The organism is Pontibacter sp. Tf4 (assembly GCF_014212495.1).
In the GTDB taxonomy this organism is placed as follows: domain Bacteria; phylum Bacteroidota; class Bacteroidia; order Cytophagales; family Hymenobacteraceae; genus Pontibacter.
Genome location: NZ_JACKZC010000003.1, coordinates 278,030 through 295,813, shown reverse-complemented (window position 1 = coordinate 295,813; position 17,784 = coordinate 278,030). Strand labels below are relative to the sequence as shown.

The following is a 17,784-nucleotide window of genomic DNA, read 5'->3' as shown; positions in this document are numbered from 1 at the left end:
CTCTAATATTAATATATTTTTATATAGTGTGTTGCTTGTATTAGTAAATTAAAATTATTTAATCAATCTAAAGAAAACACTAAACCATTCGGAATTAGGTGCCGTAATTTAAACTGCCTGAAGCGGAGTAGGATTGTGCTGGCAGAGCCCTTACAGGAAGCAGGCGTACTCGATTATAGTACTATTTATGTTTTACCGGCCATATTCTGAACCAAACCATTAACAGCGGATAAAACCTGATAGCGGGTAGCCAGCATGAGTTACAGAAAACAGCCGGAAAAACGACCAGAAGTATATGGTTATAATTTTACAGTGTCTCTGAAATGAATAAATATCAACATTATTACAGTTTTAACAGGATCATTCTGCTAATTCTGGATGTAGCCCTTATTGCCCTCGCATTTAACTTATCAAACCTTTTCCGGTACGGTACGGTCGAGCTGGATCATCAGTATAGTATCTTCTTCGTGCTGTTTGCGCTTGTGTGGTGGATCGTTTCCGGATTCTCGAATTTCGTATTCCGCGTAGATGGTTTTATATCCATTGGCAAACGGTTCTCTAACCTGATCAATGCCTTTTTGCTGCATGCCTTTATACTGGCTACCTGTATCGTGATCTTCAACCTGGAAGAGATTTCACGTCTGCTGCTGCTGTATACCTATATCTCTACTGCCATGCTGATCGGTTTAAGCCGTCTGTTGTTTATGCAGCTGAGCCGCTATTTTACCAAATCCGACATGGCTTATTCCCGTTACGTTATTGTGGGCAGCGGACAGGCAGCTATAAACCTGTACCACACGTTCAGCAACGACGAAAACCCGGGTACCAAATTTATGGGCTTTTTTGACGATACGCCGGATACAAACAGTCCATACCGTAATTTGGTAAAAGGCTCGGTAGCCGATCTGCAGGAGTACTGCCTGCAACACAGCATCGACGAGATCTATTATACCAAGGCACTGGATAATAAAGAACAGGTAGATGAACTGACCGCTTTCTGCGATGACAACTTTGTGTACTTCCGTATTGTGCCGGATTTCAGTGCCATTGTGCAGAAAGATGTGAACCTGTACTTCTACCACAATATTCCGATCATCAGTGTGCGTAAAGAGCCACTCGAGCAGGTAACGAACCGCATGATCAAGCGCGCTTTTGACATTGTGTTCTCACTGGCTGTTATCCTGCTCATCTTCCCGATCGTGCTGCCGATCATCGCGCTGCTGATCAGGCTGGAATCTGAAGGACCGATCTTTTTTAAGCAACTGCGCCCTGGTAAAAAGAACCGCCTGTTTGTTTGCTACAAATTCAGAACAATGCGTGTAAACAACCAGACCGAGTTACAGGCTACTAAAAACGACCCGCGCATCACCCGCATCGGGGCTATTCTGCGCAAAACCAACCTCGACGAGTTGCCACAGTTCTTTAATGTGCTGTTAGGCGATATGTCGGTGGTAGGGCCACGTCCGAACCTAGTATCGCAGCTCGATCATTATTCAAAAGTGATATCGAAGTATAAAATGCGCCATTTCGTAACACCGGGCATTACCGGTTACGCACAGGTAAGCGGCTACCGCGGCGAGACTAAGGAAGTGCACCTGATGGAGAAGCGCGTGGAATACGACGTGAAATATATGGAGAACTGGAGTTTTATGATGGACATGAAGATCATCTTCCTGACCGTCTGGAACATGATAAAAGGCGAAAAAAATGCTTACTAACGCACCACATACCAAGCCCGCTGCTACTGCACCACCCTTGCAACTGAAGCGCCGATTACTGACTTCGGATATAACAGCAGGCACGTTTAAAGATTTTGTAAAGCAGGTGTTCTGGCTTAGTGAACACAAACAGTCGAGCTACGTGTGTTTTGCCAACGTGCACATGCTGGTAGAAGCGTACCGCGACAGGGATTTTAACCAGATCCTGAACAATGCCGATGTGGCTTGCCCCGATGGCGGCCCCCTTTCCAGGCTTATGAAACTTCTCTACGGTGAGCAACAAGACCGCGTAGCAGGCATGGACCTGTTACCGGCGCTCCTGCAGGAAGCCGAAGCCCGTGGTAAATCGGTTTACTTTTACGGCTCTACCGACGAGGTACTGGAGGCCGTAGTTAAAACAGCCAGACAGAAGCACCCGAACCTAACTATAGCAGGCCATTACTCGCCTCCGTTCCGGAAGTTAACCCACATAGAAGATACAGCTATAGTTAACATGATAAATGAAGCCAATCCGGATCTGGTATTTGTGGCACTGGGTTGCCCGAAACAGGAACGCTGGATGGCCGAACATAAGGGCAAAGTAAATGCCTGCATGCTGGGCGTAGGTCAGGCTTACATGACATTTGCCGGGCTGGAGAAACGCCTGCCGAAATGGGCGCGTGACCTGAGCCTGGAATGGGCATACCGTCTGGTGCAGGAGCCGCGGCGCCTCTGGAAGCGTTACCTGGTAACCAACAGCATGTTTGTGGCACTGACCCTGAAACTGCTGGCAAACAGAGCCCTGGGCAGAAGTTCTGGAAAGCAGTCGCTTGGCTGAATTAATCCAATAAAAAAAGTAGCATGAGGTATGGAGCTTACATAGAACATTATTATCGCTACCATTCAAACTATGGCTACTACCGGCGCTATGTGCTGCGGTACTATACCAAATTGTGTCATTCCCGCCGAAACAACAGCTCTATCCTTTACCCGAAACAAACCTGTGTGGTCACTGCCATGCAATTCTATACGTCCCGAAAAAGCCAGTACGAATTTACTGAGCCTGCTGTAACGGCAGCCTGACGTATTTCTATACAAAAAAATAAAATTAAGTAAATCAAAATATAGCAATAGCCGTATCAAATACCGACCGCAACAAAAGCTGCAGGAATAGTACAGTTTATTGGTGCGGTGCAAATTTTTAACCCGATAACCCTTATACTTATGAAAGCAGTTATACTTGCTGGTGGCTACGGAACCCGGATCAGCGAAGAAAGCGGCGTAAGACCAAAACCCATGGTAGAGATTGGTGGCAAGCCTATTCTATGGCACATCATGAAGATTTATTCTTACTATGGCATTAATGAGTTCGTGATCTGCTGCGGCTACAAGGGCCACATGATAAAAGAATATTTTGCCAACTACTGCCTGCATAATTCTGATGTAACCTTTGACATGCGCAAGAACAGCATGGAAGTGCATCGTAACAACACAGAGTCGTGGAAGGTAACACTGGTTGACACCGGCGAAGGCACCATGACTGGCGGCCGTCTGAAGCGTGTAAAAGAGTATGTTGGCAACGAAACTTTCTGCCTGACTTATGGCGATGGCGTAAGCGATGTGGATGTAGCCGCTTCTATCGAGTTCCACAAAGCACAGGGAACACTGGCCACACTTACTGCGGTACAGCAGCCGGGCCGTTTCGGTGCCTTTAACCTGTCATCAGAAGCAACCCGCATCAACCAGTTCCAGGAGAAGCCAACAGGTGGTGAAATGCCATGGATAAACGGTGGTTTCTTTGTGCTGGAACCAGGCGTATTCGATTACATTGAAGACGACAGCACCACCTGGGAGCGCGAGCCGATGGAGCAATTGGCCAAAGAAGGCGAACTGTCCGCTTACCGCCACACTGGTTTCTGGCAGCCAATGGATACCCTGCGCGACAAGCACGTGCTGGAAGAACTATGGCAGAAAGGTGAAGCCCCATGGAACGTGTGGTGCAAAATGCTGACGACTGCCAAAAACTAAGAAATTCCTTCCTCAACTATAGATTTAAATACCCTCACCTATGAAGATATTAATAACCGGAAATATGGGTTATGTGGGCCCTGACGTAGTTAGCCAGTTGCGCGCCACGTACCCCGAAGCTACCCTTATTGGCTACGATATGGCCTATTTCGCTACAAGCCTTACAAATGCGCCTTTCCTGCCGGAGAGCAAACTAGACCAGCAGCTGTTTGGCGATGTGCGCACCATGCCAGCCGAAGTATTGGAAGGTATGGATGCCGTAGTGCATCTGGCAGCCATTTCGAACGACCCGATGGGTAACAAATTTGAAGAAGTAACACTGGATGTAAACTATAGATCATCGATCAGAATTGCGGAGATGGCGAAAGCTGCCGGTGTAAAGAACTATGTGTTTGCATCAAGCTGCAGCATGTACGGTGCAGCATCAGAGCAGGCCAAGACCGAGGATTCTGAACTGAACCCGCTGACGGCGTATGCCCGCTCAAAAGTTGCCTCAGAGAAAGAACTGGCTCCTCTAGCTGGCGATGGCTTTACCATTACCTGCCTGCGTTTTGCCACTGCCTGCGGCATGAGCGACCGATTGCGCCTTGACTTAGTGCTGAATGACTTCGTAGCTGGAGCAATTTCAACTGGCAAAATCACGATACTGAGCGATGGAACGCCATGGAGACCGTTGATCCACGTAAAAGACATGGCACGCGCTATTGAATGGGCTATTACCCGAACTCCGGAAAACGGTGGCGAATTCCTGGCAGTAAATGCTGGTAGCAACGAGTGGAACTACCAGGTGAAGGAACTGGCCCAGGCTGTAGCGGAAGTGATTCCGGGTACTGAAGTATCTGTGAATTTAGAAGCGGCCCCTGACAAACGCTCTTACCGCGTAAACTTCGACCTGTTTAAGGCGCTGGCACCTAACCACCAGCCCCAGGTATCCTTAAAGCAGGCTATAGTTGAGCTTCGCGAGGGCTTAACGCAGATGGGCTTTAAAGATGGCGACTTCCGTAACTCACAACTGATGCGCCTGAAAGTGCTGAACCACCTGCAGGAAATAAACGCCATCGATGAACAACTGCAGTGGCAGCGCAGTGCCAAAAAAGTAGCTGAAGAAACTGAATTAGAGATCGCATAACATCACCCGACCATGATATTTACAGAAACCAAGCTGAAAGGCGCCTATATAATTGATGTAAAACGTCTGGAAGATGAGCGTGGCTTTTTTGGCCGTTCGTTTTGCCAGAAAGAGTTCGAAGAGTTCGGCCTGACCAATGACATCCGTCAGGCAAATGTATCTTATAACAAAGTAAAAGGTACACTTCGCGGCATGCATATGCAACTGGCCCCAAACGAAGAAACCAAACTGGTACGCTGCACACGCGGTGCTATTTATGATGTGATCATTGACATGCGCCCGGATTCTGAAACCTACAAGCAGTGGATAGGCGTGGAGCTGACTGCCGATAACTATAGAATGCTGTTTGTACCGGAGGGTTTTGCCCACGGCTTCATTACCCTGGAAGATAACACTGATGTGACGTACAATGTAACAGAGTTCTATACACCAGGTGCTGAGCGTGGCTATCGCTGGAACGATCCTGCTTTTAACATCGAATGGCCAATCGAGCCGGTGGTGATCTCTGAAAAAGACCAGGCACACCCCGACTTTGTAGAAGAAACCCAGAAAACTGAAGGAAAACTGCTGGTGTAATGCCGGCAGTTTTCTGCATTTAACCCTTTAACTATAGTATAAAATGATATTAATTGATACTGCCTTAGCCAAACGTCAGGCCGAAAATAACCCGATTAAAGTAGCCATGGTTGGTGCCGGCTTTATGGGCCGCGGTATTGCGCTTCAGATCTGCAAATACGTGCAGGGCATGGAGCTGGTAGCCATCGCCAACCGCGACATCTCTAAAGCAAAAAGAGTTTACAACGAAGCCAGCGTAAATACGGTGGAAGAAGTAGCGTCTCTGGAGAAACTGGAAGAAAACATACGTGAAGGCAAATACAGCATTACCGACGATGCCATGCTGCTATGCCGTGCCGAAGGCATTGATGCCATTATTGAAGTGACCGGTGCCGTAGAATTCGGTACAAACGTAGCCATGCGTGCTATCGAGAACGGAAAGCACATCATCATGATGAATGCGGAAGTAGATGGTACCGTTGGCCCGATCCTGAAAGTGTATGCCGACAAAGCCGGTGTGGTGTTCACGAATGCCGATGGCGACCAGCCGGGTGTGATCATGAACCTGTACCGTTTTGTAAAAGGACTTGGTGTAAAACCAGTACTTTGCGGTAACATTAAGGGCCTGCACGACCCATACCGTAACCCGACTACACAGGAAGGTTTTGCGAAGAAATGGGGACAGCAGCCATCTATGGTTACTTCGTTTGCCGATGGCAGCAAGATATCGTTTGAACAGGCTATAGTTGCCAACGGCACTGGAATGCGCGTAGCCAAGCGCGGTATGCACGGCCCGACTGTGGCGCCAGGTACTCCGCTAAAAGACTGCGTACACAACCTGTACCCACTGGAAGACCTGACAAACGGACCTGGCATAGTTGACTACGTAGTAGCTGCCGAGCCAGGACCAGGCGTATTTGTACTGGGCACGCACGACGACCCAATACAGCAGCATTATTTGAACCTGTACAAGCTGGGCGAAGGGCCATTGTATCTGTTCTACACACCATACCACCTGTGCCATTTCGAAGTGCCAACCACAGTAGCCCGTGCCGTATTGTTTAACGATGCCGCTTTAGCTCCGGCTGGTGCCCCAACTGTAGAAGTAGTTGCAGCAGCCAAAATAGACCTGAAAGCCGGGCAAGTGGTAGACGGCATCGGCCACTACATGACCTATGGCCTGTGCGAAAACGCTGATACAACTATAGCCGAAAACCTGCTGCCAATTGGCGTAGCCGAAGGCTGTATCCTGAAGCGCGATCTTCCGAAAGACCAGGTACTGACTTACGATGATGTAATTCTACCGGAAGGTCGTTTTGTAGACAAGCTCCGCGACATACAGCGCCGCTACTTTAACGCTACCGACGAAGCTGAAAAAGAGCAGATCCTGAAAAGCGTGTACGGCAAAAGCGAATCGCTGACAGAAGCATAATACTCCTTAACTATAAATTCAGCATCCCGGCAAGTTTAACTTGTCGGGATGTTTTGTTTAATCTATAATTGGGGATTAAAGCAAGGACGAGTCAACCCACCCCTACCCCTCCCAGGAGGGGATTTCTCAATAGTACCCAATTCCCCTCCTCGGAGGGGTTAGGGGTGGGTAACTACATTATTAGAAAAAGCTAAACTTTAGCCATGAAGCAAACTATAGCAGGCATTATTCCGGCAGCAGGACTGGGCTCCAGGTTAGGGCAGGTGCCTTTCAGTAAAGAACTATACCCGCTTGGTTTTAAAGCAGATGGTACACCCAAAGTGGTTACAGAGTATCTGCTGGAACTGATGCAGCAGGCAGGAGCGGAGCAGGTGTATTTTATAGTTCGAAGCGGCAAATGGGATATTCCTGCGTATTTAGGCGATGGCAGTAACTATAGCATGGCTTTCGCTTACCTGCTCATGAACCGGCCGTACGGTACTCCGTTTTCTGTGGACCAGGCTTATAGTTTTGTGAAGGATAAAACGATTGTTTTCGGATTCCCTGATATTATAGTGGAGCCGGTAACTGTTTTCCCAAGACTCCTGCAAAAGCAACAGGAAACAGGTGCAGTTATAGTTTTGGGTTTGTTTTCAGTAGCGCATCCGAATAAATGGGATATGGTTAAAACTGACCTGGATGGCAGTGTGAAAACTATAATTCCGAAGCCGGAGAAATCAAGTTTAACTATGGCCTGGTGTGTAGCGGTTTGGTCACCGGAGTTTACGGAGTTCATGCACCACTATCTGCAGCAAATAGAACCACAGTTTATAGTTGGGAAGCTAATGGAAATACCAATGGGAGCTGTAATGCAGGCGGCTATAGTTGCAGGTTTACAGGTGCAGTCTGTTCATTTCCCGGAAGGTAGCTGCCTGGATATGGGTACGCCCGATGATCTCAAACTGGCGATAAAAAACTATAGTTGATGCAAAAGACACTCACAGGAGCTGCGCACACTGTGAGGTCTCCGCTTAATTTATAGAAGCCAGGGCCTGATCTACATTAGCCAGGTAGCGTTTTTTAGAGAAACGGTCCAGTAATTTTGCTCTTGATTCGGCTATCTCCTCAGGTGTCAAGTTCAGTACATCATCCAAGGCCTTTTTAAACGACTCAAATGAGCTCAAACTAAACTCACCGGCTTTGGTGTCCTTTTCCATGATCTCAGCAACCGAAGTTCCTTCCACAAAAACAACCGGCGTATTCAGGAAATAGGCTTCGATGGCGGGTAAACCGAAACCTTCCAGTTCTGACGGAAACAGCAACGCACGCGCTTTCCGGATCTCATCCACAAATACATCTTCCGGCAAATGCGATTTACGCACAACACCAGGCATAGTAGCAACCAGCTTTTCACTTTCCGGGCAAATCTTGCCAATAATATGCAGGTCGGGCAGGTTTTTGTCCGTTTCAGCTAACTGCTTCCAGAATTTAAGCAGGGGCAAAGTGCATTTATGCGGCTGTTCCGAGGCCAGGTGTATCACATAGTTGCCTTTGTCGGTAAAGTTGCTCGGTTCCAGGTCCTCAAAATCTGACGCTTCGTAGGTTACAAAGATCTTTGGCTGTGGAATATTGTACCGCTCGCATACATCGGTTAGCTGCTTTCTGGCACTTTCCGAAACGGTCAGCACATAATCGCACTTCCGTAGGCTTGTCTTCAGGATATTCAACCAGTAGGCCAGGTCCAGTTTAGAGCGAAAATGCGGGTATTTATCAGCGTAATGCTGTAGCAGCGCATCGTGCATCAGACCAACTACCACGCCGTCCGGCTTGCTTAAATAAGGCAAGTAGCCCTTCGGGTAAAGCCAGATATCGGCTGGCACCCGCTTCAGAAAAAAAGGGTGCAGGTTATCGGTAAGCAGACGGTTTACTTTGCTGTTATCGGTGCGCCAGGGCAGGGTATGTTTCTTTATCCGGTCATCCTCAAACGCAAACGACGACTCCGACACCACCTGCGACAAACAATAGTTGGGGAGTTGAGCCAGCCCGCCCATCAGGGTTTTGGTAATATTGGTAATGCCCAGGCTGCGGTCGCGGTGCGGGTTTTGGTCGGCAAGGTAAAAGGCAATGTTCTTAGCCATAGGTAATTAAGGGTGCAGGTAGTAAAACAGCTGCCACAAGGGCAGCTGTTTATAGTTTATAGTTACAAACAAGTGGTTGTTACGCTGTCTGGTAAATGTATTTTACAGCTTTCATTTTCTTTACGGTCTGCATCACCATGTCCACGTCTGCTACAAAATGGCGCGTCTGGCCCTGCGACATGTTCTTGACAACACCGTTGCCTTTGCAGATCACATAATCATAATCCAGCTCAGCCTTGGTAGCAATATCAAAGAAAGGCTCTACCACGAAGTTCTCGTTAAAGATCTCGATAATGCGGGTGCCCGGATTGCAGAACAGCATGTTGATCAGGCCGGCACCTGTGGCCGATACCACCACGCGGGCCTGCGAGAACAAGGCTATTTTTTCGGCTATAGTAAGCTTGCTTGCCACTACGTTTATAAATCCTTCCTGCTCCAGGCTGGCAACCAGCTCATTTTCGTTCAGGATATTGCGCACACTTGAGTCGCTGCGACTGATGTAGATCAGTGGGGCATCCGGTGCCAGTTTCACCTGCGAGGCGGTTTTTGCCTTTGGTACAAACGAGTTGCGGATGTAGTCGCAGAGCCATTTTGGCACAAGTGTATGGTTGCCGCGCGGCGCCGTAGACGCTACAATGCAATCGGCAGTCAGGTGAGGGTACTTATCGCCCGGTATAATGCGGTCACGTGGTATATCCAGCAGTTCCAGTGTCTCTAACTGGTATTCGTACTTCAGGCTTGGTACCAAGAACCAGTCTATCTTATCATACAGGCCGCTTTCGCGGAGCAGGTGCAGGCGGGGAAGTACATCTAAAAACCAGTGGCTGATGTTATTGATGCCAGCGCCGCCGGTCAGCATCGAGAAGACAGTGCCTTTCACCTTAACCGGTTTGGTAAAAAAGCGCTGCTCAAAAATGTTGTTCAGGTTTGGCTCCGTTACCTTTCCGCTTGTCAGGCTCAGCGACACATTTTCCACAATGCGATTGTACTGCGAGATGACGGATACACTGGACTCGTTATCGGTATGGATGCGCCCGTTTGGCACTTCTACTACCATATAGTTGGTGGTAACACTGCGCTCCGGTTTCCAGTAAGGCGAGCAGGCATTGTATAGTTCATCCGGAATATCGAGGGTGGTAACAGCATCTTTATAAATGGTGTAGGCTGTTATTTCGCGTGGGGTAAGGCCAACCGGGTTGTCGTGGTTCAGTCTGCACACGCTGGCTGGTCTGTAATGCGTATTATAGGGTATAATACGGCCAAGTATTTTAGCTGCTTTTTTAGATCCTTTACTATAGAGGGTTTTGAGTTTCATAGGTCTGTATGTTATAGCTGTTTTGCCGGAAGCTTATAGTTGTCCGGCGTTAGCTCAGTGAGTGTAATTTACAAGGTACTTTTCGTCTTTATTGTGTTGTGCGGGCTCCTGGAGCTCATCTAATTGCGTTACTACTTTTTCTGATGCAACCTGTACGGCTATGTGATTCCAGTGTGCATCATCCACCGGAAACAGTGGTATATTTTTCTGCTGGTACAATTCTTCAAAAGGTCCCTGTATATCTACCACACTTATATTCCGCTTACGCAATTCTGCGATAAGCTTTGGTAAAAAATTGGGTTTTTTCTGATTTGGCAGCAGTTTATAGTAAATGTTTTCTTTATTAGGTATCGGCAGGAACATAAACCGGATGCCGCGGGCTTCCACAGCCTGCTTGTAACCTTCCAGTACGTCTGCTATCTGCTGTATTTCCTGGTCCGTAAAGTCGCGGTTGGCTTCTTCTCCTTCCAGAAAGAACTCGTTGTTATACGCAATGTATTCGCGTTTGCCGAACCGGCGCTCGATGGCAGCCAGGGTGCGGTGGTATAAGCCAAGTTTTGAGATGCGGTCGGCAGTGATGGCGGCGTAGGTCAGTACCGGCGATGCGTTGATCATATTGCCGGTAAAGTTCCGGATGCGGGAATCCAGGCCGTTGGCACCAACAGCGGGCAGCGAAGGAATACGGCGCTCGATGCTGGAAACGATCACCAGTTCGGGAGCATCTTCCAGGAAGCGGTCGGTTGCCAGAAAGCGGTTCATGGTGGCCGGGGCAAACGAGTATACTTCTTTTTTGAGCTGTCGTTCCAGTACTTCGGCCAGCGTCTCTTCCTGCGTCAGTTTTACGCCTGTTACATTCGAGTCGCCGATCAGGAGCACATCGCAGTTGGTATCGCGGTTACGGTAGCCGTATTCGTCGGTTATCCATTCTACTTTGCGCCGGGCTGCAAAAGGGGTGTGCGGAGCCAGCTCGCCTTCTTCTTCCATCACCCAGCGCTGGTTAGGGTAAAACGGCCCCGACATAATGCGCATCGTATTCACACTGATCGTCTCCCAGATCCGGAAGGTGAAGAAGTTCATGGGCAGTACCGTGGCCTCTATAAGGGGCCATAGTATAAAGGGAAGCACTAACAAGGTTAACTTCGCCAGCAGCTTTTTTACGCCATTGTTTTGCATAACCTTATCGTTTTAAAATTGAAAATAGATAAACTCCTGATGACCGAACTGCCCGAAAAGCAGCACCGCGATCAGGGCGATATAATACACACTCCAACGCACGATAGCCGGCCGCTGTAGCAGCAACGCCGATACACTTCCATTTCGTTGGATCAGATGTACCATCTCCATTATAAGGATAGCTGCGACCGAAACTATAAATACTTTTGCACCCTGCTCCATAAACAGCAGGTGCTCCAGGTTCACGCCGGCAAATACCTGACTGATGTTACTAAGCCCGGTTACACTGGCCTGTATGATGTAGAGCGCATCGCTCAGCGTATTTGCCCGGAAAAAGATCCAGGAAAAGCATACCAGCCCGAAAACCGTAAGTACCTGCACCCATTTATATAACAACGGACGGCTTTTCAGGCCAACTGCACTTACCAGGGCATCGCGCTGTTTTGCGGTAACTATAGCAAAAATCAGGTAAAAGCCATGCAGGGCACCCCACACCACAAAGGTCCAGTTGGCACCATGCCACAACCCGCTTACCAGAAACGTTAGGAACAGGTTATAGTACCAGCGCCACTTCACCACGCGGTTGCCGCCCAGCGGTATATACAGGTAGTCGCGGAACCAGGTAGAAAGGGAAATGTGCCAGCGGCTCCAGAACTCTGAAATAGATTTGGAAAAGTAAGGTCGCCGGAAGTTCTCCATCAGGTTGTAGCCCATCACCTGCGCTGCGCCAATGGCAATATCCGAGTAACCCGAAAAGTCGCAGTAGATCTGGAAGGCGAAAAATACGGTTGCCAGTATCAGGGTAATGCCCTCGTAATCGGTAGGGTTGTTGTATACCTGGTTTACCAGCAGCGCCAGGTTATCGGCAATCACGATCTTTTTGAAAAAGCCCCAGGCCATGCGGCGCAAACCGGCCACTACACGGCTATAGTCAAAGTCATACGTGTTGCGCAGCTGGCCGATGAGGTTGCCTGCCCGCTCGATAGGGCCGGCTACGAGTTGCGGGAAAAAGGTAACGAACAAGGCAAAAATGCCCAGGTGCTTTTCCGCTTTAATACGGCCGTGGTATACATCTATACTATAGCTCATTGTCTGGAAAGTATAGAACGAGATGCCCATAGGCAGAAGCAGCTCAAAAGCAGGTGCTGCATAAGCCACGTTCAGGCCGTGGGCCAGTTGCTGTGCACTTTCGTTAAAGAAATTGTAGTATTTAAAGAGGCCTAAAATGCCAAGGTTGGAGAGCAGCGACAGGTATAAAAAAGGTTTTCTTCTATGCTTCTCTTCGTCAGTGTAACGGCTCATGGCAAAGCCGCACAGGTAATCGATGAGGGTGGAAACAAGCAGGATTATGGTGTAAGCCGGCTTCCAGGACATGTAAAAGTAATAGCTAGCCAGGAGCAGGATGATCCATCTTCGGTTTGCCGGTGTAAGGAAATAAAGGGTAACTACTACCGGGAAAAAAATAAAAAATTCAGTAGAGTTAAATAACATAATCTCGGCTTAAAGGATGTTAAGAAGCATTTCTTACCTGCATCCGCTGATGCAGACCCATGTTTGTAGCTGCTTTCCTGATAGGGCAGGGAGTTAAGCCATCTTTCTTTCTATTATATAGTTATCAGCAAAAAAGGTTGAGTATTTTACACTATATTTTTTTTGTAAGATATAGCTATGGGTAAATATGGATATATACGGGGGTAATTTGGATCAGAATGTGATATTGATAACTTAAAATATAACTTTGTTTATAAATATGGGCAAAAAACTATAAAACTTTCCGGATGCAGCATCGTTTATATGGGGCAATAAATTTTGTATAAATTCAATAGCATCCATGGCTCACCCTTACCCTTTCAGATGGCAGTATCTGCTGCTTCTGTTGTGCCTGTTATCAGCTGTTACTGTGTCGGCTTCCCCGGGAGCAAATAAAGTTGGTATTACCCGTAACAGTCCTTTAGAAACACCTCAGCTTACAGCAGCCCCCGGTGTGGCTGGCTCCATATACCTTACCTGGTCAAATGTAAACGCCACACAATATATTATAGAGTATGCTAAACTGCCCGGCGCAGCTTTCACTACCCTTGCTACGGTCGGGGGCACTACCACTGGTTTTCATCATGGTAACCTGGGCTACTCCGAAACGCTGCAATACCGCATAAAGGCAACCGGCAGCGGGCAAACCGTTTACAGCAACACTGTTACTGCAACCACGCACCCGGCAAACTATAGTTACCGCATCATGCCGCTCGGCGACTCCAATACCGATGGCGGAAGTGGTAGCATCGATCGTGCCGACCGGGTTGGCTACCGCAATACGCTTTACAGGCTGCTTCGCTCCGCAGGTTTTACTATAGATATGGTTGGCAGTGAAGTGTCAGGTACCAACACGGTTACTGCCTTTAAACAGCAATTTGGGTACGCACCCGACCTGGACCATGCCGGTTTCGGAGGTGCCAAGATCACTGACATCACCACGTTACTTAAAAACGGGAAGAACAACAGCGGTACTCCTTACCTGGACCAGTACAAGCCCGATATTATTCTGCTGCATATTGGTACCAACAGCCTGGGCTACGACCAGAACATAACCGAGCTCGAAAGCATTTTAAAGGAAGTTGATGCCTATGAAGCCCGCGCCAAACGTGAGGTAACCGTGGTGCTGGCGCAGATCATAAAACAGTGTACCGATTGTGGTGCCAACGCCGAAGATATGCAGTGGGATATACAGAACACAGCCACCTATAACCAGCGCATGAAGGAAATGGCAACCCGCCGGCAGGCTGCCGGAGACCGGCTGGTGCTGGTAGATATGGCCAACGGAGCAGGCTTGAACTATAGCCGCCTGGCAGATATGCACGATTACCTGCACCCCAACAGCAGCGGCTACGATAAAATGGCGCAGGTATGGTTCGGTGCTCTTAAATCAATGCTTACACCAACCGATACCCATGCCCCGGAAACACAGATCACAGCCAATCCGCCTGCTATAACCAACAGCAGAACAGCTACTTTTAGCTTTACCAGTAACGAGGCAGGTGTTACCTACCAGGCCAGTATCGATGATGGGGCTTTTGCGACAGTCAGTAACCCGGTTACCCTGCAGAACCTGACGGATGGAAAACACACCATTCGGGTACGCGCTACAGATGGCTCGGGCAATACAGACCAGAGCCCGGCTGCCTACACCTGGACAATAGATGCCACCCCGCCACCGGCGCCGGCTATAGTTGCCGTTTCAGAAGATCTGGGCCCGGTTGCCAACGACAGAATTACCTCTGATAACAAGTTGCTCTTAAAAGGAACAGCTGAACCCGAAGCAGATATAACGATAAGCAGAACCGGAACCGGCGTAATAGGTACTTCCAAAGCAGGCACCGACGGCAAATGGGAATTCAGTTATGAACAGACTGCCTTACCGGAAGGCACGCATACATTTACAGCCACTGCCGCCGATGCCCTGGACAACAAGAGCGGAGCAGGGGAGAATTTTACAGTAACTATAGACAGGACATCACCGACTGCGACCCTGGCTACTACCGCCACTTCGCCGGTTAACAAGGCATTCCAGGTACAGATCAGTTTTAGCGAGGCCATCTATAGTTTGCAGGCTTCCGGGTTTATAGTTACTAACGGCACCATCAGCAACCTGCAGTCGCAGAACGAACGGACTTATACAGCTACCCTAACGCCAACTACGGATGGGGCCGTGACGCTACAACTACAGGCCGGTAAAGCCACTGACCTGGCCGGCAATACCAACACGGCTTCCAATACGCTGCAGCTCACTGCCGACATTACAAGGCCAACTATAGCCATCAGTTCAACTACTCCGGAACTGCTGAATACCGGGTTTGCTGTTACCATTAAATTCAGTGAAGCTGTTACAGGTTTCGAGCAGGCCGATATTCAAACAACTAACGGAACAATAACCAGCTTTAGTAAAGCCGATGCCAGCAACTATACTGCCCAGGTAACACCCACCGGGCAGGGAAAAGTAACTGTAAGCATTGCTTCGGATATGGCATCAGATGCGGCATCAAACGGAAACGAGCCTTCCAACACGCTATCCCGAACCTTCGACTCGGTTGCCCCATCAGGATATGCCGTTGCGTTTGATGTGCAGCAGGTAAATGTTAACAACGAGCATAGTGTCAATGTCAAGGTTACTGGTGCCGAAAGCGGTGCCAACTATAACTATACCATAACAAGTAACAATGGCGGCAATGCTGTAACAGGCACCGGAACTGCTACAGGAAATATAGTTGCCATTTCAGGGCTCGATTTGTCTGGCTTGAAGGATGGGACGCTGACGGTTAGTTTGTACCTGACCGACAAGGCCGGAAACCAGGGCGAACCGGTAACCGCGCAGGTAGCCAAAATAACCCGTGAGATCGCTTCTGTAACACCTTCGGGCCACATTACCGTGCCATTTGATACTGATTTCAGCGCGCTCGAACTACCTCAGAAGGCAAAAGTAACCTATACCACCGGCGAGGAGGATTTCCTGAATGTAACGTGGCAGCCCGGCAACTATAACCGCAAGGTAGCCGGTACCTACACACTGGCAGGCAACCTGGCGCTGGCCGAGAACACTACCAACTTCGGAAACAAAAAGGCAAGTATACAGGTAACCGTTGAGCCAAACCTGCCACCAACCGAACTGAACATCAGCGCCACCGAGTTTAAACCGGATGCAGAGCCAACCGATGTGCTTGCCAGTTTCACTACTCAGGATCCGGAGGATGAGGTGTTTACCTATGAACTGGTTTCTGGTGAAGGCGATGCCCATAACTCCTTTTTCCGGGTGCAGGATGCGCAGCTTTACCTTGTTTCGAACAAAGGCCTGTCTGGCAAAAAGGAGTTTACCATACGCGTACGCACCACCGACCCCTACCAGAACAGCCTGGAGCGCACCTTTACACTAACCAAACTGCCCTTCGACCCTGACAGGATAAAGCTGGTAAATGCCTTCTCGCCGGATGGAGATGGAATAAACGAGACCTGGACCGTGCCGGAACTGCGCTTTTACGATCAGGTAGAGATTACGGTACTGGACCGCTCCGGTACGCGCCTCTTCCACAGCACCGACCCGGAGAAAGGCTGGGATGGCAAAGGCCGCAACGGCAATGTGCAGGAAGGCCCTTACTTCTACATCATCCGGATTCTGGACATTGATCTGGTGCAAAAAGGGGTGGTAACTGTTTTAAAATAAGATGTTATGAGATTAACTATACTATTGCTGCTGACACTTTTTACCCTGACCGCTACTGCCCAGAACAGGAAGTATACCGGCAACTTCTCGCAGCTCAAACTATACTATAATCCTTCGCTTACCGGCTTCGACGGGAGCCGCCTGACGGCACTTTACCGCAACCAGTGGACCGGTTTTGAGGATGCGCCCAAAACCATTGCCGCCGCCGCAGAATTTAACCTGGCCGAACTGAACAGTGGCAGAACTTACCAGGATGGCAATCCGGTGGCTGCAGTTCCTTCGGTGCAGCACAACCTGGGGCTGCTGCTGTTTCGCGAGTCGTTTGGCCCCTTCTCCGAGACGCAGGTCCGGGCAAACTATAGTTCGGGCATTACGTTGTCAGAGCAACTGATGCTGCGCTGGGGCGGCGGCCTTACTTATACAACACTTGCGCTGGACGGTAACAAACTGACTCTCGACAACACAAACGACCCCCGCTACAGCCAGATGCTGAACGCCAATAACCGCACCGGCTGGGCAGAACTGGACCTGGGTCTGACACTCTCAGGCCGCGGGTTTTATGCCGGCTATGCCATGCAGCATGTAACAGAGGGTAAAATGCTGAATACCGGCGATGAATTCATCAGCGATATCTATGCGCGCAGGCATGTTGGCATGGCAGGCGTTCGTGCCGAGGTGTCGTCAACTATAGCATTGGTGCTGAATGGCTTGTATCAGTATGATGCTTCTTCAGGCTCAACTATAGAAGGGCAGCTGAAAGGTGTGTACCAGGAAATGCTGTGGGCCGGAGCAGGCTACCGTAACAAGCTTGCCTTTACCGCAACAGCCGGGTTCCGGGTTAATAAATTCCAAGTGAGCTATCTCTACGAAACCCCTGTAGCTGAAGCTGCAACCATTGATCAGCCCACGAACGAAATAATGGTTGCCTACCTGTTCAGGTTGCCGGAAAACAGGAGCAGAAACAGACAGGCAGCAGTTCTATAGTTACTCATACTCAGGCTTTAATTTGTATTATTTTTTAGAGCAGCATAAGCGCTTTTGAGCGTGTATTGGCAACTATAAAGTTGGTTGGTTTGTAACTGGTTGATAGTTAATTACTAACTATAGTTGCGCCTCCGTGGAGGCTATA

The 17,784-nt window shown here is 48.9% G+C and carries 13 protein-coding genes; 9 read left to right on the top strand and 4 right to left on the bottom strand.

The window, feature by feature from the left end; all coding sequences use genetic code 11:
• Positions 1 to 323: 323 nt before the first annotated feature.
• The 7 genes from H7F15_RS06755 to H7F15_RS06725 all read left to right on the top strand — a co-directional run bounded on the left by H7F15_RS06755 (position 324) and on the right by H7F15_RS06725 (position 7,806).
• Positions 324 to 1,718, top strand: a complete 1,395-nt coding sequence (locus H7F15_RS06755) for an undecaprenyl-phosphate glucose phosphotransferase (protein WP_185196197.1) — start codon at positions 324 to 326, stop codon at positions 1,716 to 1,718.
• Positions 1,708 to 2,535: a WecB/TagA/CpsF family glycosyltransferase gene (locus H7F15_RS06750; protein ID WP_185196196.1), complete on the top strand. Its 828-nt coding sequence runs from the start codon at positions 1,708 to 1,710 to the stop codon at positions 2,533 to 2,535. Before H7F15_RS06755 ends, H7F15_RS06750 begins: the two co-directional genes overlap by 11 nt.
• Positions 2,536 to 2,921: 386 nt before the next feature.
• Positions 2,922 to 3,725, top strand: a complete 804-nt coding sequence (rfbF, locus tag H7F15_RS06745; protein WP_185196195.1) for a glucose-1-phosphate cytidylyltransferase — start codon at positions 2,922 to 2,924, stop codon at positions 3,723 to 3,725.
• Positions 3,726 to 3,765: 40 nt separating this feature from the next.
• On the top strand, positions 3,766 to 4,854 hold the full coding sequence (locus tag H7F15_RS06740; protein ID WP_185196194.1) for an NAD(P)-dependent oxidoreductase: 1,089 nt from the start codon (positions 3,766 to 3,768) through the stop codon (positions 4,852 to 4,854).
• Positions 4,855 to 4,866: 12 nt separating this feature from the next.
• Positions 4,867 to 5,430, top strand: coding sequence for a dTDP-4-dehydrorhamnose 3,5-epimerase (gene rfbC / locus H7F15_RS06735; RefSeq protein ID WP_185196193.1), 564 nt, complete (start codon positions 4,867 to 4,869; stop codon positions 5,428 to 5,430).
• Between the two features lie 43 nt (positions 5,431 to 5,473).
• Positions 5,474 to 6,841 (top strand): NAD(P)H-dependent oxidoreductase, encoded by a 1,368-nt coding sequence (locus H7F15_RS06730; protein ID WP_185196192.1) that lies wholly within the window; start codon positions 5,474 to 5,476, stop codon positions 6,839 to 6,841.
• 203 nt (positions 6,842 to 7,044) lie between these two features.
• Positions 7,045 to 7,806 carry a sugar phosphate nucleotidyltransferase gene (locus H7F15_RS06725; RefSeq protein ID WP_185196191.1) on the top strand — a complete coding sequence of 254 codons (762 nt, stop codon included), beginning with the start codon at positions 7,045 to 7,047 and terminating at the stop codon, positions 7,804 to 7,806.
• A 45-nt stretch (positions 7,807 to 7,851) separates the two neighbouring features.
• Here H7F15_RS06725 and H7F15_RS06720 read toward each other — a convergent pair whose 3' ends face one another.
• The 4 genes from H7F15_RS06720 to H7F15_RS06705 form a co-directional block, all read right to left on the bottom strand.
• Positions 7,852 to 8,958, bottom strand: coding sequence for a glycosyltransferase (locus H7F15_RS06720; protein ID WP_185196190.1), 1,107 nt, complete (start codon positions 8,956 to 8,958; stop codon positions 7,852 to 7,854).
• 79 nt (positions 8,959 to 9,037) lie between these two features.
• Positions 9,038 to 10,273, bottom strand: coding sequence for a DUF563 domain-containing protein (locus H7F15_RS06715; RefSeq protein ID WP_185196189.1), 1,236 nt, complete (start codon positions 10,271 to 10,273; stop codon positions 9,038 to 9,040).
• A gap of 54 nt (positions 10,274 to 10,327) precedes the next feature.
• Entirely contained in the window at positions 10,328 to 11,446 is a 1,119-nt protein-coding gene (locus H7F15_RS06710) for a hypothetical protein (RefSeq protein WP_185196188.1), read from the bottom strand.
• Between the two features lie 12 nt (positions 11,447 to 11,458).
• Positions 11,459 to 12,937 carry an MBOAT family protein gene (locus H7F15_RS06705; protein WP_185196187.1) on the bottom strand — a complete coding sequence of 493 codons (1,479 nt, stop codon included), beginning with the start codon at positions 12,935 to 12,937 and terminating at the stop codon, positions 11,459 to 11,461.
• Positions 12,938 to 13,277: 340 nt separating this feature from the next.
• On the opposite strand from H7F15_RS06705, the gene H7F15_RS06700 reads away from it, so the two are divergent.
• Together H7F15_RS06700 and H7F15_RS06695 are read left to right on the top strand one after the other, a co-directional pair.
• Positions 13,278 to 16,655, top strand: coding sequence for an Ig-like domain-containing protein (locus tag H7F15_RS06700; protein WP_185196186.1), 3,378 nt, complete (start codon positions 13,278 to 13,280; stop codon positions 16,653 to 16,655).
• A 6-nt stretch (positions 16,656 to 16,661) separates the two neighbouring features.
• Complete coding sequence (locus tag H7F15_RS06695; protein WP_185196185.1) at positions 16,662 to 17,639, top strand: type IX secretion system membrane protein PorP/SprF; 978 nt, start codon at positions 16,662 to 16,664, stop codon at positions 17,637 to 17,639.
• Positions 17,640 to 17,784: the final 145 nt, after the last annotated feature.